This is a genomic window from Streptomyces sp. NPDC041970 (assembly GCF_055588985.1).
Map to the genome: position 1 here is coordinate 60,943 of NZ_JBVJCD010000031.1, position 12,300 is coordinate 73,242.

12 protein-coding genes and 1 pseudogene are annotated in these 12,300 nt (G+C 73.7%); 6 read left to right on the forward strand and 7 right to left on the reverse strand.

The window, feature by feature from the left end:
• Positions 1–315 (forward strand): annotated as a pseudogene (locus ACZ6EJ_RS17140) (hypothetical protein); the annotation flags it as partial.
• 16 nt (positions 316–331) lie between these two features.
• Here ACZ6EJ_RS17140 and ACZ6EJ_RS17145 read toward each other — a convergent pair.
• Both ACZ6EJ_RS17145 and ACZ6EJ_RS17150 read right to left on the reverse strand, forming a co-directional pair.
• On the reverse strand, positions 332–1,711 hold the full coding sequence (locus tag ACZ6EJ_RS17145) for an FAD-dependent oxidoreductase (protein WP_469267917.1): 1,380 nt from the start codon (positions 1,709–1,711) through the stop codon (positions 332–334).
• A gap of 91 nt (positions 1,712–1,802) precedes the next feature.
• A complete protein-coding gene (locus ACZ6EJ_RS17150) occupies positions 1,803–2,489 on the reverse strand; it encodes a DUF305 domain-containing protein (protein WP_469267926.1) in 687 nt (228 codons plus the stop codon).
• Between the two features lie 157 nt (positions 2,490–2,646).
• Here ACZ6EJ_RS17150 and ACZ6EJ_RS17155 point away from each other — a divergent pair, with 157 nt between their 5' ends.
• Positions 2,647–4,137 (forward strand): LVIVD repeat-containing protein, encoded by a 1,491-nt coding sequence (locus ACZ6EJ_RS17155; protein ID WP_469267918.1) that lies wholly within the window; start codon positions 2,647–2,649, stop codon positions 4,135–4,137.
• A gap of 314 nt (positions 4,138–4,451) precedes the next feature.
• Here the strand turns inward: ACZ6EJ_RS17155 and ACZ6EJ_RS17160 are convergent, their stop codons facing one another.
• From ACZ6EJ_RS17160 to ACZ6EJ_RS17175, 4 genes are all read right to left on the reverse strand, one after another.
• Positions 4,452–4,631, reverse strand: coding sequence for a hypothetical protein (locus tag ACZ6EJ_RS17160; protein ID WP_469267928.1), 180 nt, complete (start codon positions 4,629–4,631; stop codon positions 4,452–4,454).
• Between the two features lie 94 nt (positions 4,632–4,725).
• A complete protein-coding gene (locus ACZ6EJ_RS17165; protein ID WP_469267919.1) occupies positions 4,726–5,433 on the reverse strand; it encodes a phosphatase PAP2 family protein in 708 nt (235 codons plus the stop codon).
• A 103-nt stretch (positions 5,434–5,536) separates the two neighbouring features.
• Entirely contained in the window at positions 5,537–6,472 is a 936-nt protein-coding gene (locus ACZ6EJ_RS17170; protein WP_469267920.1) for a M56 family metallopeptidase, read from the reverse strand.
• 98 nt (positions 6,473–6,570) lie between these two features.
• The gene (locus tag ACZ6EJ_RS17175; RefSeq protein WP_469267921.1) at positions 6,571–7,158 is read right to left on the reverse strand and encodes a DUF5134 domain-containing protein; all 588 of its coding nucleotides are present in this window, start codon (positions 7,156–7,158) and stop codon (positions 6,571–6,573) included.
• A gap of 208 nt (positions 7,159–7,366) precedes the next feature.
• On the opposite strand from ACZ6EJ_RS17175, the gene ACZ6EJ_RS17180 reads away from it, so the two are divergent.
• Positions 7,367–7,915, forward strand: coding sequence for a GNAT family N-acetyltransferase (locus tag ACZ6EJ_RS17180; protein WP_469267922.1), 549 nt, complete (start codon positions 7,367–7,369; stop codon positions 7,913–7,915).
• A 31-nt stretch (positions 7,916–7,946) separates the two neighbouring features.
• Here the strand turns inward: ACZ6EJ_RS17180 and ACZ6EJ_RS17185 are convergent, their stop codons facing one another.
• Positions 7,947–8,630, reverse strand: coding sequence for a glycerophosphodiester phosphodiesterase (locus ACZ6EJ_RS17185; RefSeq protein WP_469267923.1), 684 nt, complete (start codon positions 8,628–8,630; stop codon positions 7,947–7,949).
• 294 nt (positions 8,631–8,924) lie between these two features.
• Here ACZ6EJ_RS17185 and ACZ6EJ_RS17190 point away from each other — a divergent pair, with 294 nt between their 5' ends.
• The 3 genes from ACZ6EJ_RS17190 to ACZ6EJ_RS17200 are packed head-to-tail and all read left to right on the forward strand — an operon-like array spanning position 8,925 to position 12,174.
• Positions 8,925–10,322, forward strand: a complete 1,398-nt coding sequence (locus tag ACZ6EJ_RS17190) for a DUF6421 family protein (protein ID WP_469267924.1) — start codon at positions 8,925–8,927, stop codon at positions 10,320–10,322.
• A 26-nt stretch (positions 10,323–10,348) separates the two neighbouring features.
• Positions 10,349–11,116, forward strand: a complete 768-nt coding sequence (locus ACZ6EJ_RS17195) for an SDR family NAD(P)-dependent oxidoreductase (RefSeq protein ID WP_469267925.1) — start codon at positions 10,349–10,351, stop codon at positions 11,114–11,116.
• Entirely contained in the window at positions 11,113–12,174 is a 1,062-nt protein-coding gene (locus ACZ6EJ_RS17200; protein WP_469267927.1) for a threonine aldolase family protein, read from the forward strand. The genes ACZ6EJ_RS17195 and ACZ6EJ_RS17200 overlap by 4 nt, the downstream gene beginning before the upstream one ends.
• Positions 12,175–12,300: the final 126 nt, after the last annotated feature.

The window sequence follows — 12,300 nt, forward strand, 5'->3', positions numbered from 1 at the left end:
GCCTGTGCCTCCTCCGAGGAGGGGTGGGGATGCCCCTGAATCGGATCCAGGCTTTCCCCCCCCCCCCCCCCCCCCCCCCCCCCCCCCCCCCCCCCCCCCTACTGGTCCCTGCTCGGCTTCGACGCCGCGATGCGGGTGCGCAACGCCCTGTGGCGTCCGAAGTTCATCATGTACTACCGCACCTTCCGGCTCGCCGACGTGCTGGAGGACCTGACCCAGGCCGGATTCGCCGTGCGCCTGCTGCCGTTGACCGACCTGGGGCGGCGCCCCGACGGCAGCCCCAGGGCCCGCCTGGTGGTGGCGGAGCGGGCGTGAGCGATGCCGGCCCCGCTCAGCGGTCCGCGTTCCGGGCCGCCGCCAGCAGACCGGGCCAGTCCGGGATCTTGACTGGTCCGCGCCCCAGCGAGCGGCCGAGCTCCGCCTCCGCCCGCTCGATCGCCAGCCAGCCGTCCCACTCCACCGGCCGCACCCCCCACCGCCGCAGCACCGCCAGCGGGTCGTCCGCCGCCGGCCGCCGCTCCAGCAGGGCCGCGTCGTGCAGGAGCGAGGCCACGGTCTCCTTGGCGCAGGAGCGGTTCGAGCCGATCACCCCGGTCGGCCCCCGCTTGATCCATCCCGCCACGTACTCGCCCGGCGACGGCGCCCCGTCGCGCAGCACCCGCCCCTCCCGGTGCGGCACGGTCCCGCGCACCGGGTCGAACGGCAGACCGGGCAGCTCCACCCCGCGGTAGCCGACCGCCCGCAGGACGAGCTGCGCCTCGACGTCCTCGTACGCACCGGTGTCCCGCACGCCCCCCGAGCCGTCCGGAGCCGTCCGGGCGAACCGCACCCCGGCGACCCGTCCGCCGCGCTCCAGCAGCTCGACCGGGCGCAGGAAGAACCGCAGCCGGATGCGGCGCGCCGCGTCGGCCCCCGCCGGCGGCCCGGCGGCCGCCCAGCCGCGCAGCACCTCCAGGTTCCGCCGTACCGCGGCGGGCGGCGGCGGCGAGCCGTCCGGGCCGTCCGGGTCGGCGTACGCCGGATCGCGTGCCAGCTCCGCCGGGTCGACGACGACGCGGGCGCCGGGCAGGGCCCCCAGCTCGCGCAGCTCCTTGGTGGTGAACCGGGCCTGGGAGGGGCCGCGCCGCCCCGTGATGTGCACCTCGCGCACCCGGCTGTCCGCGAGGGTGCGCAGCGCGGCGCGGGGCACGTCGGTGGCGCGCAGCTCCTCGGCGCCGCGCGCCAGGACCCTGGCCACGTCGACGGCCACGTTGCCCACCCCGATCACCACGGCGGAGCGGGCGTCCAGGGTGAACTGGTCGGCGGCGGTGTCCGGGTGCGCGCTGTACCAGGAGACGAAGCGGGTGGCGGAGAAGCTTCCCGGCAGGTCCTCGCCCGGCACCGCCAGCGGGCGGTCCGCGGCAGCCCCGACGCAGTAGACGACCGCGTGGTAGAGCCCGGCGAGGCGGGCGGGCGGGACGCCGTCCGGGCCGCCGACCTCGACGTTGCCGACGAAGGCGACGCGTTCGTCCTCCAGCACCGAGCGCAGCCCGTTCTGGAGTGACTTGATCTTCTCGTGGTCGGGGGCGACCCCGTACCGCACCAGCCCGTACGGGGCGGGCAGCCGGTCCAGGACGTGCACGCGCACGTCGGGGACGAGCGACTGCCCCAGGAGGGCCTGGGCGGTGTAGACCCCGCTGGGTCCGGAACCGACGACGGCGACACGGAGCACGGCGCACCTCTTCTCCGGGGTTCGTCCCCGAACCTTCCCCGAGGTTCCCCCTCAGCATCGCACCGCCGGGCCGTACGGGGCGGGTGAGAGGTCAGGACATCAGCGCGCGCATCCGGTCGATCTCCACGGTCTGCTGGGCCACCACGTCGTTCGCCATCTCCTCGACGATGACGTCGTTGCCCTCCGAGAGCGCCTCCGTCGCCATGGTGACCGCCCCCTGGTGGTGGGTGATCATCAGTTCGAGGAAGAGCCGGTCGAAGGCTTCGCCCTCGGCGGCGCGGAGCTTGCGCACCTGCGCCTCGGTGGCCATGCCGGGCATCTGGGCGTGGTCGTGGCGCTGCTTCCGCCCGTCCCCGCCGTTCCTCTTCAGCCAACCCTCCATCGCCCCGATCTCAGGCTTCTGACCCGCGGATATGCGGTCCGCGAGCCGCTTGACCGAGGCGGAGGCGGCCCGGTCGGGGACGAGCGCGCTCATCACCAGGGCCTGCCGGTGGTGCGCGATCATCATGTGCGCGTAACGGAAGTCGGCCGAGTTGGCGGTGTCCCGGCCGGTCTCCTTCGCGGCCTCCTCGGCGGAGAGCGTCCGCGCGGGCTCGCCCGGTCGGCCGGGCGCCACCACGCCCGGTCCGGCGTCCTTGTCCGCTCCCGCCGCCCGGTCGCCGCCGCCCGCGTCGCAGGAGCTGAGCGCGAGTACGGCGACGACCGCCGCCGCCGCGAGAGCGGTTGCGCGCGAGGGTGCGGACCGGCGGTGGATCAACACGGCGACCTCCTGGGCCAGGGGAAACGTTGCAGACCGTCCTAACACGCTTCCACGGGCCGAAGATCAAAAACTTTCATTACATCTCTGTTGCCATCTGTTGATGTGTACATGGGAGGGACGATACTGCCGGAGTCCGTGAACCGTTCGACCCCGAACGGATACAAGGGAGGACGCAGTGACCTCGTTGCACACCACCCGCGTGCGGCGCAGACGTCTGGGCGCGGCAGCAGCCGCGGCCGGGCTCCTCGCCACGCTGCTGACGGCCACCACAGCGGCCGCGACCCCGGATCCGGGCGACGCCCCGGCCGAACGCGGTTCCGTCACCACCAGCCAGCAGGCCGAGGCGAAGGCCGCGATCGCCGGCGGCGACATACCCGGTGTGGACGAGATCGTCCACAGCGCCAACATCGAGCACCTGGCGAACGTGCCCAAGGCCGCCCTGCGGGGCACCAACACGGACCTCGCGTTCCAGGGGAAGTACGCCTTCGTCGGCAACTACGACGGCTTCGTCATCTACGACATCAGCAAGCCGAAGAAGCCGCGCACGGTCTCCCAGGTCCTCTGCCCCGGCTCGCAGAACGACATCTCGGTCTCCGGGAACCTGCTGTTCCTGTCGACCGACTCCTCGCGCAGCGACGACTCGTGCTCCAGCACGTCCCAGCCCGCCACGGAGAAGTCCTCCTGGGAGGGCATGAAGATCTTCGACATCAGCGACAAGCGCAACCCGCAGTACATCGCGGCCGTCGAGACCGCCTGCGGCTCGCACACCCACACGCTGGTGCCGGACGGCAAGAACGTCTACGTCTACGTCTCGTCGTACGCCCCCAACGACGCGTTCCCCGACTGCCGGCCGCCGCACGACGGCATCTCCGTCATCAAGGTGCCGGTGAAGGCGCCCCAGAAGGCCCGGATCGTGAACTTCCCGGTGCTCTTCCCGGACGGCGGCAATCCGGGAGCGCCCGAGAACCCGGGCGTCTCCAAGACCACCGGCTGCCACGACATCACGGTCCTGCCGTCCGAGGACCTGGCCGCCGGAGCCTGCATGGGCGACGGCCTGCTGTTCTCCATCGAGGACCCGGAGAACCCGAAGATCATCGACCGGGTCCAGGACAACGTGAACTTCGCGTTCTGGCACTCGGCGACGTTCAACCAGAAGGCCGACAAGGTCGTCTTCACCGACGAGCTGGGCGGCGGCGGCGCGGCCACCTGCAACGCCGAGATCGGGCCCGAGCGGGGCGCCGACGGCATCTACGACATCGTGGGCAAGGGCGACGACCGCAAGCTGGTCTTCCGCAGCTACTTCAAGATCGACCGCCACCAGGCCGACGTCGAGGTCTGCGTCGCCCACAACGGCTCGATCATCCCGGTCAAGGGCCGCGACCTGATGGTCCAGGCCTGGTACCAGGGCGGCATCTCGGTCTGGGACTTCACCGACTCCGCCAAGCCGCGGGAGATCGCCTTCTTCGAGCGCGGCCCGGTCACCCTCGACCAGGTCACCACGGCCGGCCCCTGGTCGGCGTACTACTACAACGGCCACATCTACTCCAGCGACATCGCCAAGGGCTTCGACGTGCTGAAGCTGGAGGACCGGCGCACCGACCCGGCGAAGCGGGTCAGGCTGGACGAGCTGAACGTGCAGACGCAGCCGGACTACTTCGACCGCTGACCCGTCAGGGGTCGTGCGGTACGTCCTCCGGCACTCCGGGCCGGTGCCCTGCGAGGCGGTCCCCCGCCCGTACGGCACCGGCCCCGGTGCGTGCGCCGACGGAAATTCATTGACCGATGAGCCGGGTGGGGACATGCTGGAGCCCTGCGCCGGCGGACCCCGAACGTCCGGTCCCCGGCGCGCCCCGGCCGCGCCCCCGCGGGCTTGGTCGGGGGCAGCCCGTATCCGGCGACGCGGGGGATCGCCGGATCGGGCGCGCCCTCTTTCGCCGGCTGCGGCGGCGACGCCGGGCCGGCGGAGGCCGCGGCCCCGGCTCAGACGCCGGTGCGGACGCCCGCGCCGGTGGCGGCGGCCCACTCGACCAGCAGACGCTGGTACTCCGCCTCGTCCTGCGGGCTCAGACACCCCTCGGAGCGCTGCCACAGGTCACGGATCTCCGCGTTGACCTCGTTTGCGGAACGCACGGAAGCGGACGACGACGACATCGGGGACATGCCCACCAGGCTACGGCCACGACCCGCCCGCGGTACCCCCCGCGCGGCGGGATATGCCTCACACCCCGGCCCGGCGCGGGGGGCCGCCCGGCGGTCAGGCCCGCGGGGGCCGGTCGGCCCCGGCGGACACGGCGTGCTGTGCGCGGTGCGCGTACCCGGCGGTGCTGAGCGCCACCACGGCCACCCCCAGCAGCGCGCCGCCCACCACGTCGCTCGGCCAGTGCACCCCCAGGTACACCCGGGTCGCGGCCACGCCGACCGCGGAGACCACCGCCACGGCCACCGCCGCGCCCCACACCGCGGGCCCCGCTCCGTACAGCCGCAGCAGCCACAGCAGCAGCCCGCAGCTCACCACCGCCGTCATGGCGTGGCCGGAGGGGAACGCGGAGTAGTGGGCCGAGTCCACCGGGTCGGGCCACTGCGGGCGCTCGCGGTCCACGACGTGCTTCAGCCCCTGCTGGAGGAGCGAGCCGAGCAGGCTCGTCGCGGCCGTCCACAGGGCGAGCAGCCGCGCGCCCCGCACCCACAGGGCGACCGCGGCCACCGCGATCAGGGCGCGCATGGTCCACGGGTCCCACACCCAGTCCGTCAGGATCCGGTTGGCGTGGACCAGGCCGGGCTCGGCCACCGCCCGCCGGTGCAGGGCCTCGGCGACCGTGCGGTCCAGGGACATCAACGGGGACCAGCGCGCCGCGACCAGCGCGAGCAGGACGAGGGCGGCCGCGGCGGCGACGGCGCCGACCCGGAGTGCGGCCGACGGGCGGCCGGGGCGGCGGGGCGGGGCGAGGTGGGGGGAGTGCATGGGGCGATCCTCCCGGAGGAGGCCGCGAGTTGGCCAACCCGGCGCAGTCCGGCGGGCGCGCGGCCCCTGGCCCGGCCGCCCGCGTTGGACGGCGGACCGGAGGCTACCCCAGCGCGCGCAGACCCGGACCGAAGGCCACGACCAGCGGCACGACCGGCACCAGCGCCGCGGCGGCCGTCAGGCGCAACCGCCGGCCCGCCGTCAGCCGATCGACCGGGGCCAGCAACCGGTCCACCCGCCGCGGGACTTGGGCGTCCGGCGTCGGGCCGGGGCCGAACACGCCCCGGTCCTCGTTGAGTCCGACCAGGGCGAGCGCGGTCGTGAGCCGGCCGAAGCGGCGCGAGGCCACGTCGTCGGCGGCCAGCTCGACCAGCCGGTGCATCTCGTCGCGGAACGCGGCGAACACCGGCACCTGCGGAAAGCCGATCGCCAGCGCCGACGAGCAGTGCAGCAGCCAGTCGTGCCGGGCCTGCGCGTGACCCTGCTCGTGGGCGAGCACGGCGTCCAACTGGCGGCCCTTCAGGCGGCCCAGCGCCGCGGTGGTGATGACGAGACGCGGGGCGGAGCCGGGCAGCCACCAGGCGTCCGGGCGCTCGCCCTCCAGCACCACGAGACGGTCGGCGCCGGACTCCTCGCCCGGCATCAGCGGCGACCTGACCAGCAGGTCGGCCCGGCGCCGCTCGCGCCGCCGCCGCGCCCGCCGGATCTCCCGCAGGAGCATCGCCCCGCTCCACAGGCCGCCCAGCGCCAGCAGCACCGCGATGAGGGCCGACCACGGCCCGTACGCGGCCAGGGCGTACGCCTCGACCACGGCGCGCGGGGCCGGGGCGAAGACGTGGCCCCGCACCGCCTGCCAGGCGGCGGCCGCGCTGAGCGTCATCGACAGGGCGAACGAGAGGAGCACCGCAGCCACCACGCACTGCCACACCCACAGCGCCACGACCGGTTCCCGTTCGGGCCACCGGGCGCGCGCCATCAGGCGCGGGGTCACCAGAGCGGTCAGTGCACCGAGCAGCAGCAGCGCGAGGGAGACCAGCATGGCCTCAGACTATGAGGGCGGGGTCCGCCGCGGGTACGGCCGCGGACGCCAAGTGACGCAGACCACGGTCGAAAGCGGTTTCCGTCCCACATTCCGTCTCACAGGGTGAGCAGCATGGCGACCATGGCCAGGCCCATGGTCAGCCGGCAGGCGGCGGTCAGCTCGGCCCCGCCGTCCGTGCCGCTCCCGAAACCGCCCGTTCGCACCCCTCCGCCGACCGGCACGGCCGCCGGAAGCAGGCGTCCGGAGGAACGCAGCACGTAGTACGCGTAGTAGAGGAGCAGGGCGCCCGTCAGCGCGGGTACGCCCCCGGCCCCCGGCGCCCCGTGTCCGGCGTGCCCGCCCCCGCCGCTCCCCGCGATCCCCGGCGCCATGGCCACGGCCATGTAGACCATGGCCAGGGAGCCCAGCAGGTGGTGGGAGTGGTGCCCGCCGCGCAGGGCCGGCCGGGCCGACCGCAGCGCGGCCGCGCCGAACAGCGCGGCGTAAACCGCCCAGGCCCAGTCCGGCGGCGGCAGCGCGGCCGCCGGGACGGCCATCGCGGCCATCCCGAAACCCATCACCGCCTCGCCCCGCGCCGCGCGGCGCTCGTCCGGCGTCCCGTCGCGGGCGCGCAGCAGGCAGTAGGCGCCGCTCAGCGCGCACAGCGCCGTCAGAAGCCACCCGGCCAGGGCCCCTTGGTGCACGGCGCGCCCCCCTCGACGTACGGCACTCTCGCGGGTCGACTGATCGATGCCCGGGCGGCCGCCGCCGAATCGGGCGCGCGGGGGTGCGACAGGGGTGCGCCGGGGCTCGGGAGGGGCGCTCGGGCGCGCGCTAGGCTCGGGCGACCGTGCGGACGGCAGCACCGGACAGGGCCGCACGGACAGCCGCAGAGAGACGGAGAGTTCCACCATGGGCACCGCCACACCCCCGGCATCGGACCGGCTGACCTTCCGCGACGCGACCGGGGACGACGTGCCCGCGCTGGTCGCCCTGATCGAGTCCGCCTACCGGGGGGACTCCAGCCGGGCCGGCTGGACCACCGAGGCCGACATCCTCCAAGGGCAGCGGACCGACGAGCGGGGGGTGCGCGAGGTGCTCGACGCTCCGGACGGCCGACTGGTCGCGGTCGAGCGCGACGGCGACCTCGTCGCCTGCTGCCAGCTCGAACACCGGGGCGACGCCGCCTACTTCGGGATGTTCGCGGTGCGGCCGGGGCTGCAGGGCGGCGGGCTCGGCAAGGCGGTCATCGCCGAGGCGGAGCGCATCGCGAAGGAGACCTGGGGCGTGGCGGAGATGCACATGACCGTGATCTCGGTGCGCGAGGAGCTGATCGCCTGGTACGAGCGCCGCGGCTACCGCCGTACCGGCCTGCTCACCCCGTTCCCGTACGGCGACGAGCGCTTCGGCGTCCCGCAACGCGACGACCTGGCCTTCGAGCTGCTCGTCAAGAGCGTCTGAGGATTCGTCCGCACGGGGCGACGGGCCGGGCTCAGGCGGTGAAGCGGCCGGCGCGGCGGATCTCGGGGAAGTCGGTCGTCGCGCCGTCCAGGCCGAGCGCCCGCGCCAGCCGCAGGTGGTCCTGGGTGTTCACCACCCAGCCGATCACCTTCACGCCCTCGGCGTGCGCCTGCTCCACGACCTCCAGGGTGAGGCGGCGGATGTTCAGCGCCAGCGTGGCCGCGCCCGCCGCCCTCGCCCGCTCCACCACGTCCGCGCCCCAGCGGCTCGCGATCAGGGCCGTCCGCACGCCGGGCACCAGCCGGGCGATCTCGGCGACGGCCTCGTCGTGGAACGAGGACACCTCCACACGGCCGACGAGGTCGCGTTCCACCATCACCCGCGCCAGCACGCGGGCGGCCGCGACGTCCTTGATCTCGGCCTGGAGGGGGGAGGCGACGGCCTCCAGCACCTCCTCGAACACGGGGACCCGCTCGCCCCCGCCCGCGTCCAGCTCGCGCAGCTCGGCCAGGGTTTGGGCGGCGATCGGGCCGGTCCCGTCCGTGGTGCGGTCCACGGTCGCGTCGTGCATGACGGCGAGCGCCCCGTCCTTGCTGAGGTGGAGGTCCAGCTCGATGGCGTCCATTCCGGACGCCTCCGCGCGGACGAAGGAGCGCAGGGTGTTCTCGGGCTCGACCCCCATCACTCCGCGATGGCCCAGGGTGACAAAAGACACGGCGTCCTCGTTTCCGCCGGCGGCTGCCCGCCGGCTGCTCCGGCCCGGCCGACGGCACGGCGATGCGGCACTGCGGAGGGTAGTGGCCGCGGCCCGCGTTGTCTGCGGCCGTGCGGGCCGGGTCGACCGGACCCGGCCACGGCAACGGGAACTGCGCGCCGGTCTGGGGTACGACAGGAAAAACAGCGGTGACCAAGGGGGGTACGCAGGATAATTTTCGGGCCTCCACTTGTGGGGAGAGAGCCCGCGCGGATACGGTGACGGAACGCGAGGTTCTCCCGTGAAGGAAGTGTCATGACGGAAATTCTTGTGCGCGACGCCACCGACGGCGCGACGTCTACCGCTCAGCGGGTGGTCGAGCACCCGGCCTGGCCCGCGCTCAAGAGCGCTGTCGAGGAGATCCGCCCCTGGCAGGCCGAGGACGGGTCGATCGACTTCGAGGCCGAGAACGCCCCGTCCCCCGCGGCCGCGGAGCGCGTCGTGGAACGGATCGTCCACGCCGTCCAAGAGCTGTCGCCGCTGCTCCCGCACGACGCCGACTACCACCGCGCGCTCGCGGCCGACCTGCGCCGCTGGGCCGCCGACGGCTTCCGCGTCCCCGACTTCCTGGACTCGCTGCTCGCCTTCCAGCCCGCGCGCGACCGCGTCGACGGCCTCCAGCACCTCGTCGTCTTCGCGATGTACACGCAGAACGGCAACCCCGACCGCAACCTCGAAGCGGTCGTGCTGAAGATGGTCTGGCCCCGGTGGCTCGCCGACCTGGAAGCCGAGCGCTACGACAACCCGCTCTTCTGCGGCATCGCCTTCGAGGACTTCACCGCCGGGTACGACACCAACTCCGCGGTGCTCTTCCCCGAGACGATCGCCGTGCGCGAGGCCCCCGAGCGCTTCAGTTGGGGCGGCATCTTCTGCGACCGCGAGGCCGCCCGCTTCCGCCGCGTCACCGAGGCCGCCGTCGACCTGCTGGGCCTGGAGCTGCCCGACGACATCCGCGAGATGATCGGCGACCAGCACCGCTGCGAGGAGGCGTTCGTCCTGTGGGACATGGTCCACGACCGCACCCACAGCCACGGCGACCTGCCGTTCGACCCGTTCATGATCAAGCAGCGCCAGCCGTTCTGGATGTACGGCCTGGAGGAGCTGCGCTGCGACCTCACCGCCTTCAAGGAGGCCGTGAGACTGGAGTCCGAGGGCAACCCCCACGGCCGGGACGTGCAGTACGCGGTCCTCTTCGACCGGATGTTCCGCTTCCCCGTCACCGGCGAGCGCGTGCGCAACTACGACGGCCTCGGCGGACAACTGCTCTTCGCCTACCTCCACAAGCACGACGTCGTCAGGTGGACCGACAACACGCTCACCATCGACTGGGAGCGCGCCCCGCAGGTCACCAACCAGCTCTGCGCCGAGATCGAGACCCTCTACCGCGACGGCATCGACCGCCCGAAGCTGGTCCACTGGTTCGCCGCGTACGACCTGGTCTCCACCTACCTCGCCCCGCACCCCGGATCGCGCTGGGCCAAGGGCCCCGACGCCCTGGACCTCGCACTGCCTCCCCGCAAGCTCGTGGACGAGGTGCTGCCGGACGAGTTTCCCCTGAGCATGTTCTATGAGGCGCTCGCCAAGAAGCTCAAGCACGTGATTGCCTCGACCAGGGGAATCACCGCGGCGAACGACGAGCGGGCAGCCGCGTGAACCATTCTCCCGAGGAGGCGGTGGCCATGAACGGAATCGGCACGGGCGGCGGGACCGGGGCGCTCGAAGGCGCGGTGGTGGCGGTCGCCGGAGCGGCGGGGCCCGCCGGACGCGCGGCGCTGCTGCGGCTCGCCGAGGCGGGCGCGACCGTCGTCGGCTGCGACGCCAACCCCGAGCGGCTCGCGGAGGCGGTGGACGCGGCGCGGTACGCCCACGGCGGCGCCACCGTCACCGGTGAGACCGTCGACCTGCTCGACGTCGACGCGACACGGGAGTGGGCCGAGCGCACCGAGGCCGAGTTCGGCCGGATCGACGGCCTGGTGCACCTCGTCGGCGGCTGGCGCGGCAGCCCCTCCTTCGAGGAGACCGCCCTGTCCGACTGGGACGCGCTGGAGAAGCTGCTCATCCGCACCGTCCAGTCGACCTCGCTCGCCTTCCAGCAGCCCCTCCAGCGCAGCGACCGGGGCCGCTACCTCCTGATCAGCGCCGCGGGGGCCGGCAAGCCCACCGCGGGCAACGCCGCCTACGCCTCCGCGAAGGCGGCGGCCGAGGCGTGGACGCTCGCGCTGGCCGACGCCTTCCGCAAGGCGGGGGGCGAGGACGGCCCCCGTACCGCTGCTGCCATCCTGGTGGTCAAGGCACTGGTGCACGACGCGATGCGCGCCGAGCGCCCGAATGCGAAGTTCGCGGGCTTCACCGACGTCACGGAACTGGCCGAGGCCATCGCCGGCGTCTGGGACCGGCCCGCCCCCGAAGTGAACGGAAAGCGCCTGTGGCTGACCCCGCAACCGTGAGGACCGACGCCCGACGCCACCACGACCCGCGGGTGCGCGGCTTCGCCAGCGACAACTACGCCGGCGCGCACCCCGAGGTCCTCGCGGCCATCGCCCTCGCCAACGGCGGCCACCAGGTCGCCTACGGCGAGGACGACTACACCGGCCACCTCCAGCGCGTCATGCACAGCCACTTCGGCCCCACCGCCGAGGCCTTCCCGGTCTTCAACGGCACCGGCGCCAACGTGCTCGCCCTCCAGGCGCTCACCGACCGCTGGGGCGCGGTCATCTGCGCCGAGTCCGCGCACATCAACGTCGACGAGGGCGGCGCGCCCGAGCGGATGGGCGGCCTCAAGCTCCTCACCGTGCCCACCCCGGACGGCAAGCTCACCCCCGAGCTGATCGACCGGCAGGCGTACGGCTGGGACGACGAGCACCGCGCCATGCCGCAGGTCGTCTCGATCGCCCAGAACACCGAGCTGGGCACCGTCTACACCCCCGACGAGATCCGCGCCGTCTGCGCACACGCCCACGAGCGCGGCATGAAGGTGCACCTCGACGGGGCCCGGATAGCCAACGCGGCGGCGTCCCTGGACGTGCCGATGCGGACGTTCACCAACACGGTCGGCGTCGACGTGCTGTCCTTCGGCGGCACGAAGAACGGCGCCCTGTTCGGCGAGGCCGTCGTCGTGCTGAACCCCGACGCGGTCCGGGCGATGAAGCACCTGCGCAAGCTGTCCATGCAGCTCGCCTCCAAGATGCGCTTCGTCTCCGTCCAACTGGAGGCGCTGCTCGCCCGCGACCTGTGGCTGCGCAACGCCCGGCACGCCAACGCCATGGCCCGGCGGCTCGCCGAGGGGGTCCGGGCGGTCGACGGAGTGGAGATCCTGCACCCCGTCCAGGCCAACGCCGTCTTCGCCCGGCTGCCGCACGCGGTGAGCCGACGGCTCCAGCAGCGCTTCCGCTTCTACTTCTGGGACGAGGCGGCAGGGGAGGTGCGCTGGATGTGCTCCTTCGACACCGGCGAGGACGACGTCGACGCGTTCGTCCAGGCGCTGAAGGAGGAGATGGCCCGCTGAGGGCCTGACCGCTCCGTTCCGCGGAAGCGGGGGGGGGGGGGGGGGGGGGGGGGGGGGGGGGGGGGGGGGGGGGGGGGGGGGGGGGGGGGGGGGGGGGGGGGGGGGGGGGGAGCGAGGGAGTCGTGG